The 18,346-nt window shown below is 69.0% G+C and carries 15 protein-coding genes and 1 pseudogene; 6 read left to right on the top strand and 10 right to left on the bottom strand.

What is annotated here, in order from left to right; all coding sequences use genetic code 11:
* The coding region (locus tag ACFWTC_RS36465; protein WP_384075030.1) for a TetR/AcrR family transcriptional regulator at nucleotides 1-719 on the bottom strand (719 nt) is incomplete at its 3' end.
* 78 nt (nucleotides 720-797) lie between these two features.
* Here ACFWTC_RS36465 and ACFWTC_RS36460 point away from each other — a divergent pair.
* Nucleotides 798-1,691 (top strand): DUF4437 domain-containing protein, encoded by an 894-nt coding sequence (locus tag ACFWTC_RS36460; RefSeq protein ID WP_383931940.1) that lies wholly within the window; start codon nucleotides 798-800, stop codon nucleotides 1,689-1,691.
* A 106-nt stretch (nucleotides 1,692-1,797) separates the two neighbouring features.
* Here ACFWTC_RS36460 and ACFWTC_RS36455 read toward each other — a convergent pair.
* The 4 genes and pseudogenes from ACFWTC_RS36455 to ACFWTC_RS36440 all read right to left on the bottom strand — a co-directional run.
* Nucleotides 1,798-2,354: pseudogene (locus tag ACFWTC_RS36455) on the bottom strand (IS3 family transposase); the annotation flags it as partial.
* Nucleotides 2,355-2,725: 371 nt separating this feature from the next.
* Nucleotides 2,726-3,283 carry a pyridoxamine 5'-phosphate oxidase family protein gene (locus tag ACFWTC_RS36450; protein WP_384028798.1) on the bottom strand — a complete coding sequence of 186 codons (558 nt, stop codon included), beginning with the start codon at nucleotides 3,281-3,283 and terminating at the stop codon, nucleotides 2,726-2,728.
* A gap of 93 nt (nucleotides 3,284-3,376) precedes the next feature.
* Complete coding sequence (locus ACFWTC_RS36445) at nucleotides 3,377-4,630, bottom strand: globin domain-containing protein (RefSeq protein ID WP_383931936.1); 1,254 nt, start codon at nucleotides 4,628-4,630, stop codon at nucleotides 3,377-3,379.
* Between the two features lie 771 nt (nucleotides 4,631-5,401).
* Entirely contained in the window at nucleotides 5,402-5,947 is a 546-nt protein-coding gene (locus ACFWTC_RS36440) for a hypothetical protein (protein ID WP_384028796.1), read from the bottom strand.
* Between the two features lie 199 nt (nucleotides 5,948-6,146).
* Between ACFWTC_RS36440 and ACFWTC_RS36435 the strand changes: the two genes are divergently transcribed.
* Complete coding sequence (locus tag ACFWTC_RS36435) at nucleotides 6,147-6,578, top strand: NfeD family protein (protein ID WP_383931932.1); 432 nt, start codon at nucleotides 6,147-6,149, stop codon at nucleotides 6,576-6,578.
* A gap of 4 nt (nucleotides 6,579-6,582) precedes the next feature.
* Nucleotides 6,583-7,611, top strand: a complete 1,029-nt coding sequence (locus ACFWTC_RS36430) for an SPFH domain-containing protein (RefSeq protein ID WP_383931930.1) — start codon at nucleotides 6,583-6,585, stop codon at nucleotides 7,609-7,611.
* 105 nt (nucleotides 7,612-7,716) lie between these two features.
* Here ACFWTC_RS36430 and sbnA read toward each other — a convergent pair whose 3' ends face one another.
* The 5 genes from sbnA to ACFWTC_RS36405 all read right to left on the bottom strand — a co-directional run bounded on the left by sbnA (nucleotide 7,717) and on the right by ACFWTC_RS36405 (nucleotide 15,963).
* Nucleotides 7,717-8,718, bottom strand: a complete 1,002-nt coding sequence (gene sbnA, locus ACFWTC_RS36425) for a 2,3-diaminopropionate biosynthesis protein SbnA (RefSeq protein ID WP_383931928.1) — start codon at nucleotides 8,716-8,718, stop codon at nucleotides 7,717-7,719.
* Between the two features lie 94 nt (nucleotides 8,719-8,812).
* A complete protein-coding gene (gene sbnB, locus ACFWTC_RS36420; RefSeq protein WP_384028794.1) occupies nucleotides 8,813-9,880 on the bottom strand; it encodes a 2,3-diaminopropionate biosynthesis protein SbnB in 1,068 nt (355 codons plus the stop codon).
* Entirely contained in the window at nucleotides 9,877-10,881 is a 1,005-nt protein-coding gene (locus ACFWTC_RS36415; protein ID WP_383931924.1) for a TauD/TfdA family dioxygenase, read from the bottom strand. Before ACFWTC_RS36415 ends, sbnB begins: the two co-directional genes overlap by 4 nt.
* Before the next feature lie 41 nt (nucleotides 10,882-10,922).
* Complete coding sequence (locus ACFWTC_RS36410) at nucleotides 10,923-13,427, bottom strand: amino acid adenylation domain-containing protein (RefSeq protein WP_383931922.1); 2,505 nt, start codon at nucleotides 13,425-13,427, stop codon at nucleotides 10,923-10,925.
* 31 nt (nucleotides 13,428-13,458) lie between these two features.
* Entirely contained in the window at nucleotides 13,459-15,963 is a 2,505-nt protein-coding gene (locus ACFWTC_RS36405; protein ID WP_384028792.1) for a Pls/PosA family non-ribosomal peptide synthetase, read from the bottom strand.
* Nucleotides 15,964-16,340: 377 nt separating this feature from the next.
* Between ACFWTC_RS36405 and ACFWTC_RS36400 the strand changes: the two genes are divergently transcribed.
* The 3 genes from ACFWTC_RS36400 (at nucleotide 16,341) to ACFWTC_RS36390 (ending at nucleotide 18,250) form a co-directional block, all read left to right on the top strand.
* The gene (locus ACFWTC_RS36400; protein WP_384028790.1) at nucleotides 16,341-16,925 is read left to right on the top strand and encodes a fasciclin domain-containing protein; all 585 of its coding nucleotides are present in this window, start codon (nucleotides 16,341-16,343) and stop codon (nucleotides 16,923-16,925) included.
* Between the two features lie 174 nt (nucleotides 16,926-17,099).
* Nucleotides 17,100-17,309 carry a DUF4394 domain-containing protein gene (locus ACFWTC_RS36395; RefSeq protein ID WP_383931944.1) on the top strand — a complete coding sequence of 70 codons (210 nt, stop codon included), beginning with the start codon at nucleotides 17,100-17,102 and terminating at the stop codon, nucleotides 17,307-17,309.
* Between the two features lie 155 nt (nucleotides 17,310-17,464).
* Complete coding sequence (locus ACFWTC_RS36390; protein WP_384075027.1) at nucleotides 17,465-18,250, top strand: LysR substrate-binding domain-containing protein; 786 nt, start codon at nucleotides 17,465-17,467, stop codon at nucleotides 18,248-18,250.
* The last annotated feature ends 96 nt before the right edge of the window (nucleotides 18,251-18,346 follow it).

Raw genomic sequence — 18,346 nt, 5'->3', positions numbered from 1 at the left:
GGCCCCCGGGGCCCGGCCGTCGGTGCCCGCGGGCGGGGCGGCCCCCATCCACCCGGCCTGGGGCTCCTCCCCGGTCGCGGCCCGGGCGGGGCCCCCCCCCCCCCCCCCCGGGGGGGCCCGCCCCGCCCGACCGGCGTACCGGAGCAGGCCGAAGGCGCCTGCCCGGGTACGCCGCCGTCGAGGAGCGCGTCGACCATCCGGTGGGCGCGTCCGCGCGCCGCCGTCCGGTCCAGCAGGAGCGAGTCGAGCAGCAGGGGCGAGACGATCGCGGAGACCGCGTCCTCCCGTGCGGTGTCGGTGAGACCGGCGGGGGCCAGCGCCGTACGGAAGGGCGCCAAGAGGTCCTCCACGTACCGGCGCCGAAGCGCCGCCACTTCGTCGTCCCCCGCCGCCGCCGCCACGATGGCGTGCAGGAAGCCGCTGACCGGTTTGTCGCGCAACCGGTCGCACAACGCGTCCACCTCGGTGTGCAGATCGGCCCGGACCTCTCCCGTGGGGGAGGACACGCGCCGCGGAGCCACCTCGATCAGCGCCGCCAGCACGGCGCGGGGAGTGGGCCAGTGCCGGTAGATCGTCGACCGTGCGACCCCGGTCGCGACGTGTAGCCGCTGCGCGGAGAGGGCCTCCGCCCCCTCGGTCAGCAACAGCTGCAGGGCTGCGGTCAGGACGACGGTCTCCGTTGCGGAGGTGGGCCCCTTGGGGCGTCCGGGCTGCGACACCTGGTTAACGATACATCTTGTATCGCATTCGTGTTAGCGCTACGTTCTGCATCGGAAATCGACCCGGGAGGAGCCGTCATGCGGCCGCATGTGGAGCTTGTGGACGAGCGCGATCTGATCTGGCACACGGGGGAGTTCGAACACGCGCAAGGAATCGCGGAACAGCGCAACCTCAGCTACGACGAGGAGGACGGCTCGGCGTCCCTGAAGGTCCGCTTCACCACCGACTGGTCGCGGCCGGCCGGCGTCCACCACGCCGCCACCGAGTGGTACGTCCTGCGCGGACGAGTCACCGTCGGAGACAGCGTGCTCGGCCCCGAGGGCTTCTGGACAGCCCCGGCCGGAGTCCACACTCCCGCCGTCACGGCCGGGGCGGGAACCGAGATTCTGCTGTTCCGCGAAGCCGGCGACTGGCGCTTCGATCCCGCGGACGCCGACCGGGAGGGCCTGCGCCCCGACCAGAAGCTGGTCGTGCTCCAGACATCGGAGCTGCCCTGGGTCGACGTCCGCGACGGCAGCCCGATGCGCTTCGACCTCGGCGGAACACCGGTACCGGGCCTCTACATCAAGATGCTGCACCGGGACGAGAGGACCGGCTTCTACAGCAGGCTGATCAAGGCCAAGCCCGGCTGGCGCGAGGAGCCGCTCGCCCACCACCCGTGCACCGAGGAGGCGTACTGCCTCAAGGGCGCCTTCGACTACAACTACGGCAAAATGTGGCCCGGAACGTACTTCTGGCGCCCCGCGCTCATCCGGCACGGCGACTTCACCGCCGACCCGGAACTGGGCTGCACCTGGATCGTGCGCTCCGACAGCGACCTCGTGGACTGGTACACCTCCGACGCCCGTGTCGTCATGGAGGGCACGGCTACCAATTGGGGCCCCAAGCACCCGCACAGCGCCGCGCCACGTTTCATCGAACCGGTGCGCTCTCGCAGCATCGGCCCGTGGGAAGACCCGTCTTACCAGTGAGCTTTCTCCCGGCGCTCGGACCGGCCGTCTTCCCGCCAGGGCCCTCTGTCACTCAGGAACAAAGCACTGTCGGCGACCCCCAGTCCATCGAAGGCGGCGAGCACACCGAGCCGACGGCTGTGTAAGTGATGTCGCCGCACCACCTGGTGTTCAACGTGTCCGCGGTGAAGTCGCGCATCACCAGGTCCGGCACGGGCGCCGCGGCCCTGTCCGCGATCGTGGTCCGCTTCTTCCCACGCAGGTGGCGGCCGACGATGTGGTTGGTCCGCATCAGCCGGGTGACGCGCTTGCGGTTGATCCTCCGCCCCCTCGCCCGCAGCTCGGCGTGGACGCGCGGAGCCCCGTAGGCGCCATGGTGCTCGGCGCGGGCCGGCTCGGTGGCCAGATGCCGGTAGTAGCCGGCGCGGGACGCCCCGGGCACCCGCCCGCTCCGCTTGACGCCGAAGTCGGAGCGGTTGTCGGAGATGAAGTCCCAGCGGCGGGGTCTGACTTCACCTCCCGAGCGAAATAGGCGGCTGCCCGGCGCAGGATCTCGCGCTCCAGCCGCCACTCCTGCTCGGCCTTGAGCAGCCTGGCGGCGTACGTTCGCTTCCCGGCCGCGGCCCGAAAGAGCGCGACTGCGTCCTTCCTGAACTCCTCCGAATACGGAGACCTGCGCCCCACCTGGACACCCCTCCCTGGACCATCACAATCCATTGTCAGAGTGTCCACTCCAAAGGATCAGCCTCAGTCCCCCCTTTTGCGCCGCTCCGGCGGCGTGCTGGTGGGCCCTGCAAACGGTGGAGTCGACGTTAACGTCCTTACCAGCTGCCGCCGTGTCCACACCCGCGGACGACCCGGCTTGATGCCGCGCGGCAGTAGCGGCTCAAGCCGGGCCCAACGGCCATTCGTCAGATCCCCACGTCCCGCGGGACGTGTTCATGGACGAACAAGATCGGCGAAAGCGACAGGGGCGGCGGTCGCAGGCCCCGGCACGCGCCCGCCCACACGGAGGCCCGCGTCTACGAGGCCCTGCGCTGCGGGATTTCTGCTGGTCACCGGGCAGAGCCTGGACCCGGCGCTGCCCGCGCGGTGAAGTAGTCCGCGTCCTTCGGGCGGTCGGCCGGGTGGCTGGAGCGGGGGCTTGGCACCAGGTGCGGTATGTACTTGGAGCAGTGGATGTAGGCCTCCTCGACGGTGAGGTGGACCCACATCTCAGGGGCGCGCCCCGGCGCGATGTCGTGGGGCAGGCTGGGGTGCGTCAAGCGGAGATCGGCGTCGAGGTGGAGCTGGACGAAGCCGTTGACGTGCAGGCCGACGTGGTGGTGCGTGAAGTCGACGAAGAGCATGCCGAGATGGGGGTTCTCCGTCATGTTGCCGGCGCTGGCGAGCACGCCGTTCCCTCGGAACTCCGGGTAGGCCAGGGTGTGTTCGTCCAGAACGTGCACGAAGCCGGGCGGACCTGCCCGGAGACTGGCGTCGCATTCCCCACGGGAGTCGGCGGTGGCCAGGAAGACCATGCTCTGGCGGCCGATGAACTCCCGCATCTCGGGCGTGAGGCGGGGGTGCACTTGCTGGTCGTAGAACCGTGCGGCGCGGTCGGCGCTGCCCATGTGTTGCTGCAGCCGGTGTTCACCTGCTGATCCGAAAGGGGGTGGGGGGAAGGTCACGGGGCGTTCTCCTGGCAGGTTCGGCACGTGTGTGTCTCAGGAAGCGGACAGGACGGGGGTCTCGAAGGGGTCGTGGTGGATGCGGTCGGGCAAGGTGCCGTGCTGTGTGAGCGTCCTGCTGGCGGAGACCACCATCGGGGCCGGTCCGCTGAGAAAGACGTCGTGCTGGTACCACGGGCCGTACTCGGCGATAACCTGCGGCAGGGATCCCCGGATGCCGGGGATGTGCTCGTGGGAGACGGCGCCCCTGATGGACAGCCAGTGGTGCTGCTGTGCCATCCGGAGCATGTCGTCGACCCCGTAGAGCTCGGCGCCGGTACGGGATCCGAGGAACAGATCGACCTGGTGCCGTCCGCCACGACGGGCCACTTCCTCGACGATCGCGCGGATCGGTGCGAGACCGGTGCCGCCCGCCACGCAGAGCAGGTCGCTGTGGACGGCGGCGTCCAGCACCATGTCCCCCATCGGCGCGCCGAGGTGGAGCACGTCTCCGACGGCAGAACGGTGTACGAGTGCGTCGCTGACCGATCCGCCGCTCACCGCGCGCACGTGGAAGGTGACGGTGCCGTCCGGACGGGGTGCGTTGGCGGGAGAGTAGTAGCGCCACTGCTTGGGCCACCACGGAGTTTCGAGGCTGGCGTACTGCCCGGCCGCGTACGGGTACGGCATGTGGGGCCGTACGGTGATCTCGGCGATGCCGTGTCCGCGCAGGACCTTGTGCACCACTGTGGCGGGCCAGACCGCAGGCCGCTGCGCCTCGTCCTGCTCGGCAGCGCTGATCATGACGTCGGCGACCACACCGTACGCCTTGGTCCAGGCCGCGGCGATGTCCGCGGTCCAGGCGGGACCGGCGTAGCGAGCCAGAGAAGCGAGGAGGCACTCGCCCACGGCGGGGAAATGCGCGCTGAGGGTGCCGAACTTGCGGTGGTCGCGACCGAGGTGGCCGCAGAAGCTGACCAGACTCTCCGGGTCGTCGACCAGGTCCACGATGCGCAGCAGCGCGCGCAGCAGGCGGCCGCGCTGGGCGTCCATTCCCGGAGGGAACATCGGACGGACCTCGGGGTAGCGGGCGAAGAGGATCGCATAGAAATAGACCGTCATGTCCGCGGCGAACGGCTCCACGACGGAGACGGAAGCCCGTATGAGCGCTGTCTCGTGGGCCGAGAGCGGCGGCTCGGCGGTGGCCGGCTCGCTGACGGTGGCGGCCTGGGCGGGAGCTGTGTGGGGGGCGGGGCCCTCCGGGTGCGGGTGTATGGGCGGGTGCGTCGGGCGTCCGATCCGGAATTTCAAGAGACCAGCGCTCCTCCTGTCGATATGCGACTCGGCCGCGAGCGTCCGGCGGAGTTGTACATGCGGTCACCGCCTCGCAGCATGCCGTGGAAGGAGCCACTTGATCTGCCTCTCTGGAGGGCGACGGTCGTGGCGGCGACGGGGGCAGGCATGAGTCCTCCTGTTGGGGGGCGAGCAGCGAAACGGATCAAGTGGTTCCGGAGGCTACCTGATCACGGGTGTGACTCCGAAGTAGTGACGGCTTGAGGCAACCGGCGCGGCTGACTTCGCACGCTGCCGACACCCCCCTAGGGGGCAGTCCATGACGTATTGCGGCAATTGGGTGGAGAAGAACGAAGAACGTGGGCGACCGTCGCGACCAGAGACCCTGGCACGGATCACGGCTGCCAGGTGAGTACTCCATCGGTGGTCCACCCGGAAGCTGTCCTGATCTACCCGGCACGGGCGCAGCGGGCTGCGGGACGTCAGCGACCAGCGGCGCACCGGGAGGACGCGGCCGGGCTGAGAGGGCAGTACGGGCGTCGAGATCACATACGTGGTGCGCCGCCAGCGCGGCGGTGACGTGGATGAACGTCTGCCTAGGGGGCACGAGTGAGAGCGAGGCTCATTTGCACAGCCAGTGCCCGAGCACTGGCTCTCTCGTTTCGTCCAGCGCTGGCGGTGGCGTAGGCGAGGTGGGCGGCGACGAGAGGTGCAGTATGTTCGAGCGTGAGTAGCGGACCGGGGGCGCTCCGTTCCCGCCTGGAACGATGTCCGGGGCCGACGGCCGAGCTACTGCGGTCGCGAGCGGTGGTCGGTCATGTGCATGGCCACTTCGTAGGAGAGTTCGTAGTCCGCACCGTTCTTCAGGAAACGCACGGTCTGGATGTCTCCCCCCACATCCGCATCGGTCAGCGTCAGCGAGCCGATGACACCCAACACGCTGCCCTCCGCCGCCGGCCCCACGGCCAGTTCGAGCGCGCCCGACCCCACCAGGGGACTGGTCACCGTGCGTGTCACGGACGGCTTCGGGGCCGTGGTCGCAGCGGGCGGCGGCGAGTACGGCGGCTGGCCCGCGAGCCTGCGTACGCCGACGACGCGCAGGGCGCCGAGACAAGCAACGGGGCGGAAGCCGGCCAGCCAGTCCGGCGCGGTCGAAGGCGTGGTTTTGTCCCGTCCGTCGGCTGTCCCGGCTCGCGTGATCGTGAGACCGTCAGCAGCGCTCCGCCGTTTCCAGTGCCTCAGAGAGCGTGCCAAGGGCTGCAACGGTGCCGTCGCTGGCGCCGTCCGGCCGTACGTGGCGGTTGTCCGGTGATCCGAGCCCTGCATTTGGCTCATGAGGACGATCCTGCCCCTCATGCTGCACGTACAGGGTGACCGGGCCGCAGGAGCAAAGCGGACCGATCCACCCGCTCCCGGACTCCAGCCACCCACACCTGCCGGACGGCTACGGAGCGGATTCCCAGCCGACATAGCGGGTAGAAAGTCACAAAAGTCAGGATTTCTGACAGCTGTCGACTCGCCGGAGGCGTAGGGCATGGATCCGTGGCTGATCTGGCTGATCACCGCTCTGGTCCTCGGCGCGGCGGAGATCATCACTCTCACCGCCGCGCTGGGGCTGCTCAGCGGCGCGGCACTGGTCACAGCCGTGTCCGCCGCTATCGGCCTGCCCCTGCCTTGGCAGTTCCTGGTGTTCGCGGTCGTATCGACGGCCGCAGTGGTCTTCGTACGCCCGGTCGCCCTCCGTCGCCTTTCTCCACCGCCAGGCGAGCGCTTCGGCGTGGACGCCTTGGTCGGCGGGGCCGCCTTCGTCACGTCGGAGGTGTCGAACCTGGGTGGCAGGGTCCGTATCGGCGGCGAGGAATGGACGGCGCGCGCCTACGACGAGACGCTGGTGATCCCTCCCGGCACGACCGTCGACGTCATCGAGATCAAGGGCACCACCGCGCTCGTCTACCCCCGGGAGTGAGTCCATGGAAATTTCCGCGTTCCTTATAGCTGGCCTGCTCGTCGCGGTGCTCGCCGTGCTCACCGTGGTGCGGGCGGTACGCATCGTCCCCCAGGCTCGCGCCCGCAACGTCGAGCGGCTCGGCCGCTACCACCGCACTCTGAAACCCGGACTCAACGTCGTCATCCCGTACGTCGACCGTGTCTACCCGGTGATCGACCTGCGCGAGCAGGTCGTCTCTTTCAAGCCTCAGCCGGTCATCACGGAGGACAACCTGGTCGTCGAGATCGACACCGTCCTGTACTTCCAGGTCACCGACCCCCGCGCGGCGGCCTACGAGATCGCCAACTTTCTGCAGGCGGTGGAACAGCTGACGGTCACCACGCTCCGCAACGTCGTCGGATCCATGGACCTGGAAAAGACCCTGACCTCGCGGGACACCATCAACAACCAGCTCCGCGGTGTTCTCGACGAGGCCACCGGCAAGTGGGGACTCAGGGTCAACCGGGTCGAAATCAAGGCCATCGACCCGCCACAGTCCATCAAGGACGCGATGGAGAAGCAGATGCGGGCCGAGCGGGACAAGCGGGCCGCCATCCTGGGAGCCGAGGGGCAGCGCCAGTCCCAGATCCTCACCGCGGAAGGCGACAAGCAGTCCGCCGTCCTTCGCGCGGAAGGCAACCGGACCGCCGAGATCCTCAAGGCGGAGGGCCAGTCGCGGGCCATCGACGAGGTGTTCCAGGCCGTCCACCGCAACGACCCTGACCCCAAGCTGCTCGCCTACCAGTACCTTCAGATGCTGCCCCAGCTCGCGCAAGGGCCCGGCAACACCTTCTGGGTGATTCCCGGCGAGGTTACCTCCGCACTACAGGATGTCACCCGAGCGTTCAGCGAAGTCCTCCCCCAGTCCGCGGCAACGCGCCAGGCGTCCTCCGACGACCTGGCGGTCCAGGCCGCGAACGACGCGGCCAAAGCCGCGGAAGCCGCCGCCGAAGCCCTCGCCGATGCCGCCGAGGCAGACAGCGGGACCGGCATCGCGCGGGGCCGGTATTGAAGGCGTTTGAGGCGGTTGCGGACGAGGGCGCCCATGCTGCGACGTGTTCCCTGCGAGAGTCTCATCTCCTGCCCCGGCCAGGTCGAGTCCGCAACCAGCCGAACCTCACAGGTCCGTGCGCACTTGCGGCCTGCCTCGGTACGGCCCGATAGGCTCGGCCTCTTCCCCGTCTCCGTAGAGTCCCCTCACCCAGTTCTCCTGGTAAATGGTGTCGAGATAGCGTTCCCCGAGGTCGGGGGCTATGGCGACAGCGGTGACACTGCTGTCCGGGTGGTGGGCGAGCCAGTTTGTCGCTCCGCTGACGACCGTTCCGGTCGAGCCGCCGAAGAGGAAACCGCGCCGGGCGAGGGCCCGGCAGGCGCGTATGGACTCGGCCTCGTCGACGAGGACCGCCTCGTCGACCAGGGACGTGTCGAGCAGCGGTGGCGGCACGCTCATGCCCAGGCCGGGAATCATGCGCCGCCCCGGTGCGCCGCCGAAGGTCACCGACCCCTTGCTGTCGACCGCGATGATCTTTACGGGACGGCGCCATTCGCTGAAGTAGCGGGCGCACCCCATGAGCGTGCCGGTGGTTCCCGCTCCTACGAACAGTACGTCGAGTTCCGGGAAGCCCCGGGCGATGGCCGGCGCCGTGGTGCGGTAGTGCGCTCTCCAGTTCGCGGGGTTCGTGTACTGGCTGAGCCATACGTACTTGTCGTCGGCGCGGCACAGGTCCCGTACGTAGGAGAGGCGGGCGGCGAGGAAACTGCCGCCGCACTCGTGGTCGGTGATGACGCGGACGGTGCTGCCCAGGGCCTCCATCATGAGCCGCGTGGCCAGATTGCAGCGGGAGTCCGTCACGCAGATGAAGGGGTACCCCCGACTGGCCGCGATGACGCTCAGGGCGACGCCGAGGTTTCCCGACGAGGATTCCACCAGCACGGAGTGCGGTGTGAGCGTGCCGTCCCGCTCGGCGGCCTCGACCATTTCGGTCGCCGCCTTGAGCTTCACAGATCCGGCGAAATTAAACCCTTCGCACTTGAGGAAGAGCGGGCACCCGAGGGCCGGCCGCAGGTCGACGAAGAGTTCTTCTTCGTTGAAGGCGTGGGGGACGGATATGACGTGCACGATGATCTCCTCGGGTCTGTAAGGACTGCTCGCGTGCGCCAAGGGGGCTGGGGGCCGGCCGGGTGCCTGCGGGCAGGAGCGGGGCAGGTGCGGATCACCCGTAGCGGCGCAGTTCGTGGAAGAAGTCGTCGATAACCCTCAGTTGGCCGGACCGGGCCACCTCGTCGTAGACGTACTTGCCGACGGCGAGGTCGAGGACTCCGAGGCCGAACGGCGAGAAGACCGTGGTCCGGTCCGCCGGCAGGGGGATCCGGCCGGCCATCACGTCGTCCAAGGTGCCGTTGACGAAACGGCGGTTGCCGGTGAGCCGTTCGGTGAGGTGGGGTGAGGTGTCGGCCCTGAGGCAGTGGTCGATGTCGTCGACGATGTTGGTCGAGGCCAGCAGGATCGCGGGGGCGAGGTCGCGCAGCGACAGGTGCAGTACCAGCGGATGGTGGCCGAACCAGGAGGGTTCGCTCAGATGGGGCCGGTCGGCGACGGTGGCGAGGATGAGCAGGTCGCTGGCGCGTACGAGGTCCTCGGGGGAGGCGTGGACGGTGATCCGGCCGCAGGCACCGGACTGTTCCAGATAGGTGCGGTAGCCGTACGCGCTGCTGGGTGACAGGTCGTGGACGCCGAGTTCGTCGAAGGTCCACCCGGTGCCCGCCAGGAAGGTGTGGACGTAGCGGGCGATCAGTCCGGCTCCGAGGAATCCGATGCGGGTCGGGCGGGCGCGGCCGCGGCTGAGCCAGTCGGCGGCCGATGCGGCGGATGCCGCTGTCCTGCTGGCGCTGATGATGGAGCTCTCCAGGCAGGCATACGGGTACCCGGTGGTCGGGTCGTTGAGGATGAGGACCGCCGAGGCCCTTGGTATCTCGGATGCCACGTTGTCCGGGAAGCTGGAGATCCACTTCAGGCCGTCCACCGGTGCGGATCCGCCGATGGATGCGGGCAGCGCGATGATGCGCGCCGAGCGGCGGTCCGCAAACCGCAGGAACGAGGACGGAGGGTTGACGGTCAGGCCGGCACCGTGCAGCCGGTAGGCCTCCTGGACCACCTGGACGAGGTGCTTCTCGCGCCCGAGGAGGGCCTGGTGGACCTGTGTTCCGGAGACCACCGCGAAGGGCGGTACGCGGAGCAGGGCAGCGGGCGGTTGCGTCGCGGCGAAATCGGTGGCGGTCATGGCAGGGTCACCTCGCTGGTCGGGGAGCAGTCGTTGGGATGCAGCGGTCCGCCCATGGCCACCACCACTTCGCGGGGGCCCTGGAACGGCTCCCGGCTGTGGGCGGTGCGGAGGTTGTCCAGGATCAGGAGGTCGCCGTCCTGCCACGGACGGCTGACCGTATGGGTCTCGTAGACGGCGTTGATGGTCTGGACGGTCTCGGGGGAGACGGGGTCCCCGTTGCCGTGGAAGGTGTTGAAGGGCAGCGCCGCGGCGCCGTATTCGGAAACGAGGTAGTCGCGTACTTCAGGGTCGATGGTCCACTCGTTGAGGAAGGCGACCTGGTTGAACCAGCAGTGTCGGCCGGACGCCGGGTGGCGCAGTACGGCGCTGCGTCGCTGCCGGGTGTGCAGCGTGCCGTCGGGTTGCCAGGCGAACGTGATTGCGTGGGTCCGGCAGTAGTCCTCGATCAGATGTGGGTCGTCGGTGCCGAAGGCTTCCGCGGTGGAGGCTCCGATGTCGTTGCCGTAGCTGCGGGCGAGCAGCCAGCCCTCGCGGGCGAAGCGCTCGCTGACCGCGGGCGGGAGTGCGTCGAGCACCTCGGCCGAGTCCGCCACCGCGGTGGCCCCGCCGGAGGTGGGTTCGCTGAGGCAGGCGAACAGCAGGAGGGAGGGGAAGGGCACCGTGTAGCTGAGTTCGTGGTGCATGCACATCGGTTGGTCGGAAGGCCACTGCGCGGAGGAGTACACGCCGTTTGCGTAGGCGCTGCGGGTCGCGAAGGCCTCCCGTTCCGTCACCGGCGGGGCCTCGAGTCGGCCGAGGATCTCTTCGACCTGGCTGGGGTCGCGGATCCCGAGGCCGCGGATGAGGACGGCACCGTGCTCGTTGACGGTGGCACGCAGCGCGTCGCGGTGTTCGGCGGCCCAGTCCGCCGGGCCGGTGGGGGCGCCCGCGTGCAGGAGGGGCGGGAGGCCGGGCTGCAGCCGGCTGTCAGGGCAGGGGGTGGGAAGGGAGAGGGACATCGTGCTTCCTTTCGCTCTCGTCGCCGGTTGCCTTTCGGCCTTCACGGCGCGCGGCTGACGATCAACTGGGCCAGGTCTGCCAGGCACGGGTGGCGGGTGAGGTCCTTGAAGGAGATCTCCCGGTCCAGGGCGACCACGACTCTCAGGGCGGACAGGGAGGTGCCGCCAAGGTCGAAGAAGCGGTCCTGTCGGTCGATCCGGCCCAGGGGGATGCCCAGGACCTGCGACCAGACGGCGGCGAGTCGCCGTTCGGCCGGTGTCCCCGTCTGCCCGTGCCGGTGCCCGTCCTCGCACGGCGCGGCGAGCGCGAGCAGCGCCTTCGTGTCGGTCTTGCCGTTGGCGGTCAACGGCAGCCGCTCCAGCCAGTGGAAGGCCGAGGGGACCATGTACGGGGGTAGCGAGCTCCTCAGCAGGTCGCGCAGGCTGCCGCTCGCCAGCGGCGCCGGCCCTGTGTAGAACGCCGCCAGGTACGGGCCGCCGGGATCCTGCCGGACGGGGACGACGGCTGCATCGCGTACGCCGGGGACGCGCGCCAGAGCATGGGCGACTTCTCCGAGTTCGATGCGGAAGCCTCGGACCTTGACCTGGTTGTCGCGGCGGCCGAGGAACTCCAGCTTGCCGTCCGGCAGCCACCTGCCGTGGTCGCCGCTGCGGTAGAGCCGGTTTCCGGGACGGAAGGGATCGGTGGCGAAGGCGAGGTCGGTGCGTTCGGGGTCGTTGACGTACCCGCGGCCGACACAGATCCCGGAGAAGACGATCTCTCCGGGAGCACCGAGGGGTACCGGCTCCAGGGCGGGGCCCAGCACGTAGACGTGCACGTTGCCGATGGGCCGGCCCAGCGGGATCGGTCCGGCGCCGTCGGGGACGCGGTCCAGGATCTCGTGGTTGGTGTCGTCGGAGGTCTCGGTGAGTCCGTACGCGTTGACGAGCCTGATGCCGGGCTGGTTCGCGAACCAGCGCGTGACGAGCTCTCTCTTCACGGCTTCGCCGGTCACCGACACGCAGCGCAGGTCCGGCAGATGCCGGGGGTTGCGTTCCAGTGCGGTCAGCACCGCGTCCAGGTAGGACGGCACCACTTGGAGCACACCGGCCCGGCCGGAGACGAGGGTGTCGAGGAAGCGCTCGATGTCCAGGACCGCCTCCTGCTCGACGATCAGGGTCCGCCCGCCGGCGAGCGGCCCGGCGAGCAGCTGCCACAGCGAGATGTCGAAGCACTGCGGTGCCGTCTGGGCGACGCTCTGCCCCGGACCGATACCCAGGTCGTCGATCTTGGCGTAGAGATGGTTGAGCAGGCCCGCGTGCTCGCACATCACACCCTTGGGCTCACCGGTGGAGCCGGAGGTGAAGTAGATGTAGGCGAGGGAGTCCGCCGGGACGAGGACACGGGGGTCGTCGGCGCGCAGGGTGGCGTCGCACGCGGTCTCGATGGCCACGGTGCGGACCTCTGCCAGCGTGTCCAGCGCCCGGTCGAACGTCGTGGTGCTGCCGGTTTCGATCAGCGCGTAGCGGCACGAGGAGCGGACGAGCATGGTGGTCATCCGGTCGGCCGGGAAGTGCGGTTCGATGGGCAGGTACGCCCCGCCGGCCTTGAGGACCGCCAGGACTGCGGCCATCCAGCCGGCGTTGCGCTCGCTCACCACGGCCACGGGATCCTCCCGGCGAAGCCCCCGTGCCAGCAGGGCGTGGGCCAGCCGGTTCGCATGGGCTTCGAGTTCCCCGTACGTCCAGTGCTGTTCGCCCTGCACGGCCGCGACGGTGTGCGGGTGGGCGCGGGCCCGCCGTGCGAACAGCTCGTGGACCCTGAGGTCCGGCAGGTCCCGGCGCGGCCCGGCCAGTGCCGTGAGCTGGTGATGCACCTCAGCTGCGCCCACCAGACTCTGCGGTCCCGGCGCCGCATCCGGGTCGTCGGCGATCAGCGCGAGTGCGGTGAGGTGGTACCCGGCGATCCGCCCGGCGCACTCCCTGTCGATCACCTCCGTGCGGTACCGGAGCCGCAGCAGGCGCCGGCGGCCCCGGGCCGTCAGTTCCACCCGGAGCGCCGTACCCGCGGCGAGAGGGCTGTCTGAACCGTACGGATCGAACACGGCCGCGGGCGGGGAGTCGGGCAGGGCCAGCTCGTCGCGGAGGGCAGCGACGGGGAAGTCGTGGTAGGCCGTCATCGCCGACGCGGCCTGGTGGGCGGCCAGCAGGAGCGTCCGCCAGGAGGAGGAGCCGGTGGTCAGATGGCTGGGGAGCGGAGAACCGTCCAGTACGGCGATGTAGCCGCATCCTGCCTCGCCTTCCCCGGAGAGGGCGCTAAGGACCTTCAGGTGCGCGGAAAGCACCACCGAGGAGAACGACACTCCGAGGTCGTGTGCGAGTCGGAGCAGGGCCGCCGCCAGGTCGTCGGGGATCTCCGCTTCATGCTCGGCCGTCTCCGGGGAGGGCGTACGGCTGCATCCAGGGAGCGTGGTGAACCCGCCCGCGGTGAGCATGCTGCGCCAGAACTCCGCGTCGGTCGTCCCAGGGGCGGTGGTCTCGGGGTCCGTGGTCTCGGGCGTTCCCATCGTTCTCACCTTCTCGGCTTCGGATGCACGGTCAGACCTTGCTCTGCCGGCTGGTCTGCCGGGCCGGATTCCCTCCCCAGTACGCGTGCGGGGGCACGTGCTCGCCCTTCATGAGGAAGGAATCCGGGGCGAGTCCCGCGCCCTCGCCGACGGTGACCCCGTAGTGGACGAAGGCGCCGACGCCCAGCGTGCAGCCGGAACCGACCGTGGTGCGGTCCGACTTGAAGGCGCCGTCCTCCTGCGAGTGGCACTGGACCACGCTGCCGGCGTTGAGGGTGCAGCCGTCGCCCAGAGTGACCATCGTCCGCTCGGTGAGGGAGCAGCCGTCGTCGAAGACCCTGGTGCCGATCCGGACGCCCAGCAGCCGCCAGACCAGGCTCTTGAACGGGGTGCCGTTGAAGAACCGCAGGTACGTCTCGGACGGGACCTTCCAGTAGCGCTCGCGCTGCCAGAAACGCAGGTCATAGATCGAACAGAACAGCGCACCAGGCGGGTGCCGGAGGGTGACGGCGCGTTCGACGGCGACGAAGTACAAGGCCGTGAACATCAGGATTACTACATTCGCCAGCGCGACCACCGCCGCGCCCAGCAGGTCGTAGAGTTCCGCGGCGGCCGCGAAGAGGAGGCTGACCAGGAAGAAGTACAGCCACCGCACGCCCAGGTACCACGCCATGGTGGCGGCATTGTGCCGGTTCTTGCCTGCCAGCAGCCTCCGACGTGCTCCGCCGGTCGTCAGCCGGTCGAAGCTGCTGTCCCGCTGGACCGACCGGGGGATCTCGAAGCTCGGTGAGCCCAGCAGTCCCACGTTCTCCCTGGTCTTCCCGTCCACGGGCACCATGACCTTGGTCGCCAGGAGACAGTTGTCGCCTGTCCTGCCGGCCGGAGGGTACGCGATCCGGTTCCCCAGGAAATTGCGTGCGCCGATTGACACCCGGGACACCCGGAAGGACGTGCTGGAGAACTCGGCGTTGTTGATGGAGAGCCCGTCCGCGACCATCGTGCCGCTGCCTACCGAACTCAGGTACGGGGAGTCCTGCTTGACCTCGGTCCCGAAGTTCGACCCCGTCTGCTCCACCCGGGACAGGTCGTACCCGAGGCGACCCAGGTAATGGACGATGCCGGAGCTGTCACCGAACAGGCGCGTCAGGAACCGCCGGTTGGTCATCAGCGTGATCACCCGCTGTACCCCGTACCGGAAGCCGTACAGGGGATAGACCGTGCCCGGGGTGATCGCCCGGGACAGGAGGCGGGGCACCGTTGCGATCAGCAGGATGCCCAGCGGGATCGCACCGAAGAAGAGGACCAGCGAGGCCGCCAGCGCCTCGGCGTAGAACGTCCACGCCGTCAGCGCCGTGGGTCCCGGTTCCAGGACGGCGGCCAGCTGCGGGGCCTCGGCCAGCAGCAGGCCCACACCGCCGAACGACAGCGGCAGGTAGACGAGCAGAACAGCGAGGACCTGCAGGATGCTGTGCGCAGCCCGGCGCCGGGTGCCGCAGGCGGCCGGGGCAACCACCGGGTAGCCCGTCTCGGTCCGCAGCGCGGGCGAGCCGTGCCAGTGTTCACCGTCCGGCACCACCTGGCCCCGGTGCAGTGCAGAAGCGTGCGCGAGCCGGGCGCGGTCTCCCACCGCGGTCCCGATGTCGAGGACGCCGGCCTCACCGACAACCGCGTCCCTCCCCACGGAGACCGGGCCCGTCTGGATCATGCCGGCGTGCGCGCGATAGCAGGTGAAGTACGCGTCCTTCCGGATCACCGCGCCGTCACCGATGATCAGGAGGTCGGTGCACACCGGCACGTTCCGCGAGAAGACGGCAACGCCGCGGCCGATCCGCGCTCCGAGCGCGTTCAGGTACAGCACGTACAGCGGCGATCCGACGAAGAGCACCGGCGGAGCCGACCTGACGAGTGTCTTGACTACCCAGAACCGGAGGTAACGCAGGCTCCAGATCCGGATCTGGCCCGGCTGCCACCTGCCGATGAGCACCCACTTGACCAGGACTGGGAAGGCACACAGCCACAGCAGGACGGCTGCACCGAACAGCACTGACCGCAGGTACACGTCGGCCGGGCTTGATGCGGCGGAGATCCACTCGTAGCCGAGAACAACGGCCAGTGCGACGAGGCAGGAGTACCCGAGGAATGTCAGCAGCTGCAGCGCACCGCACAGTACGTAGTGCGCTGCTCCTCTCGACGGCTGCGGCATCGGCGGTTCCGTGGTCGGCGTGCGAACGGAGTCGGGTACGGCGAGCGCGGCGGCCAGACGTCCGATCGTCGGATGCCGGTAGACGTCCTTCATCGATACCGGCGGAAGGCCTTCCGTCTTCCTCACCCTTGCGCAGAAGCGGGCCATCACCATCGAGTCGGCGCCCAGTTCGTCGAAGAAGTGGCTCTCGGCGGACACCCGGTCGAGGTGTACGACGTCTGCAAGTATGCGGGCGTAGAGGTGCTCCACGCCGGTGTCCGGCGCGACGGGGACACGGCTGTCCGCAAACGGTGCCCGCGGGGCGGGGGAAGGGCTTTCTGCGGGTCTTCTCATCACGACGGCTCCCTCGCAGGTCCACGGCCGGGTCCGGCACGTCACCGCTTCGTTTGGGCCGGGGCGGCGTCGGCAGAGGCCGGGCGCCATGACCGTGATTCGACGCCGGGGGAGAAAAGGATGGGCGAACCGCAGAAATGGTTCTTTATTCGCAAATAGGTCCAAAGTTCGATCAAAGGCTAATGGAATCTTTTTTCGTAGCTTCATCCAGCAACCGATGTGCCCCACGGCAACGAATGAGCGGTAGAGGGCGCAGACCGTCTGCACCCGAGTACCGGCCACAGACGTTATCTCTCCCTCTCGCACCGTCGCCTCGGGGGCGAACGGGCTCCGCGGCGGGGCATCCGCAGCAAGGCCCGCCTCCAGAAGGAGGACACATGAGTACGCACACGCACCACGTCCGTCGCAGCGCAGCGATCGCAGCAGCAGCCTTCGCACTCCCCATCGCCCTGGGTGTGACAGCCCCGGCATTCGCCGGCTCCCAGCAGGCCGACCCGTACGGTCCCGCCTGTGCGTCGGTGCCCAAGGAGGGGTCGGGCAGCCTCGCCGGGATGGCGAAGGACCCCGTGGCCACTGCGGCGTCCAACAACCCGGCCCTCTCGACCCTGGTCACCGCCGTGAAGAAGGCCGGCTTGGTCGACACCCTGAACAACGCCAAGGGCATCACCGTGTTCGCACCGACCAACGATGCCTTCGCGAAGATCCCGAAGGCCGACCTCGACAAGATCCTCGCCGACAGGGCTGAACTGACCAAGATCCTCACCTACCACGTGGTCGGCGAGAAGATCACGCCGAACCAACTCGGCTCCGGATCGTTCAAGTCGCTCGAAGGGGGCACCCTGACCACGGCCGGATCCGGGGAGAACTTCACCGTCAACGGCACGGCGAAGATCGTCTGCGGCGACGTCCAGACCGCCAACGCCACGGTCAACATCATCGACACGGTCCTCACACCCATGTGAGCCGGACCGAACTGGTCGCCTTCCGCGATGCCGTGCACCCTGGGTGCGCGACGCTGCGGGAGGCGACTTGATGCTGTCGGGCTCGGCGTGCCCTGGTCTTCGTCATGAACCGACCGCTTCGTCGTGGAGCGCGGGCGAGCTTGAGTTCTAGTGATCGTCGCAACACCTCCCTAGATCCTGGGTGTCAACGCGGGACCGGACGCCGGGTTCGACATCTACTACGACGCCGAGGCCGGCACCGACAAGGGCTTCGCGGCCATCAACGCCGGCAACGGCTACGGCCTCTACGCGGTCAACATTCTGACCGGCAAGGCCACCAGCCGGGGTGCGTTCCCCGGCCGGCAGCAGGTCACTGACATCGCCCTGCCGCTCAACCAGTACTGACACACGTCGTGCACCTCTTCGGGACCGCTTGGGGGCGGCCCCGAACCGGTATGAACCACGCGGTTCCAGGAGCATCCGGCGGACTGTCAGGTAAACGGCTCTGTCTCACATTCGGTGATGACGCGGAGTGCTGGCGCGTCGTTGGTATCGGTGTGATGGATGTCAACGAGCTTGTGCAGATGGTGTTCTCGTGGATATCCCCGCTGGTCATCGAGGATGTGGTCGACGAGGGCGAGCGGGTCGTGGTGAGGGCGAGGACTCCGAAGGAGACCGCGGTCTGCCCGGTGTGTGGAGGCGTCGGGGCGTGTTCACGGCTACTGCTGGCGGACAGTGCCCGACGTGCCGGTCGACGGTCGGCGGGTGGTCCCCGCAACCGCCTGGTGCTGGCGGTGAAGGCTGCCGCGTCGCACGAGCTGCTGCACAAGCTCCTCGACGCCTACGCGGCCGAGCCCGACGCCGCCGAGATCGAGGTGCTGCCGAGCGGCATGTGTGAACAGGGAGAGCTGCTGCGCGACGGCCGCGCTGATGTGGCGCTCATGCACGCGCCGTACAACTCCCTCGCCGGGTTCGACAGCCAGGAACTGCTGACCGAGGGACAGATCGCCATCCTGCCCGCCGGGCACCCCCTCGCCGCGCACAAGACTCTGTCCCTGGCCGACGTCACCGACATCCCCGACCTTCCGCTCGCCCGCTGGGCCCGCCACGGCACGTACACACCCGGCCCGGGCCCCGAGATCCACGACCAGACACAGCTGGCCCAGCTGATCGCCCTCGGACGCACCACGGCCGTCTTCATCGACTCCGCCCGCGCCTGGCTATGGGCCGAACACACCGCCGTCCCCATCACCGACGCACCCCCCGTCGTCACCCACATCGCCTGGCCCGCGCACAGTCGCTCCCTCGCCCTCGCCAAGCTGATCCGCACGGCCACCCAGCTATAACGCTAGTGCCGCGTCAGGCAACGTTCGCCCTCTCGTGACATGCCGCCCAGGTGGTTCCTCGGGTGGCATCACGCGATCAGAATGTTCGGGTGGCTG

The sequence above is a fragment of the Streptomyces sp. NPDC058619 genome (assembly GCF_042717785.1).
Classification (GTDB): Bacteria; Actinomycetota; Actinomycetes; order Streptomycetales; family Streptomycetaceae; genus Streptomyces.
This window is presented reverse-complemented; position numbering and strand designations above follow the sequence as displayed.

What these genes read in the sequence shown, in the direction of transcription:
- ACFWTC_RS36430 (WP_383931930.1), top strand. Translation starts at nt 6,583, where the DNA reads ATGGAAATTTCCGCGTTCCTTATAGCTGGCCTGCTCGTCGCGGTGCTC.
- ACFWTC_RS36410 (WP_383931922.1), bottom strand. Translation starts at nt 13,427, where the DNA reads ATGGGAACGCCCGAGACCACGGACCCCGAGACCACCGCCCCTGGGACG.
- ACFWTC_RS36460 (WP_383931940.1), top strand. Translation starts at nt 798, where the DNA reads ATGCGGCCGCATGTGGAGCTTGTGGACGAGCGCGATCTGATCTGGCAC.
- ACFWTC_RS36400 (WP_384028790.1), top strand. Translation starts at nt 16,341, where the DNA reads ATGAGTACGCACACGCACCACGTCCGTCGCAGCGCAGCGATCGCAGCA.
- ACFWTC_RS36415 (WP_383931924.1), bottom strand. Translation starts at nt 10,881, where the DNA reads ATGTCCCTCTCCCTTCCCACCCCCTGCCCTGACAGCCGGCTGCAGCCC.
- sbnB (WP_384028794.1), bottom strand. Translation starts at nt 9,880, where the DNA reads ATGACCGCCACCGATTTCGCCGCGACGCAACCGCCCGCTGCCCTGCTC.
- ACFWTC_RS36435 (WP_383931932.1), top strand. Translation starts at nt 6,147, where the DNA reads ATGGATCCGTGGCTGATCTGGCTGATCACCGCTCTGGTCCTCGGCGCG.
- ACFWTC_RS36440 (WP_384028796.1), bottom strand. Translation starts at nt 5,947, where the DNA reads ATGAGCCAAATGCAGGGCTCGGATCACCGGACAACCGCCACGTACGGC.
- ACFWTC_RS36405 (WP_384028792.1), bottom strand. Translation starts at nt 15,963, where the DNA reads ATGAGAAGACCCGCAGAAAGCCCTTCCCCCGCCCCGCGGGCACCGTTT.
- ACFWTC_RS36450 (WP_384028798.1), bottom strand. Translation starts at nt 3,283, where the DNA reads ATGGGCAGCGCCGACCGCGCCGCACGGTTCTACGACCAGCAAGTGCAC.
- ACFWTC_RS36390 (WP_384075027.1), top strand. Translation starts at nt 17,465, where the DNA reads ATGGATGTCAACGAGCTTGTGCAGATGGTGTTCTCGTGGATATCCCCG.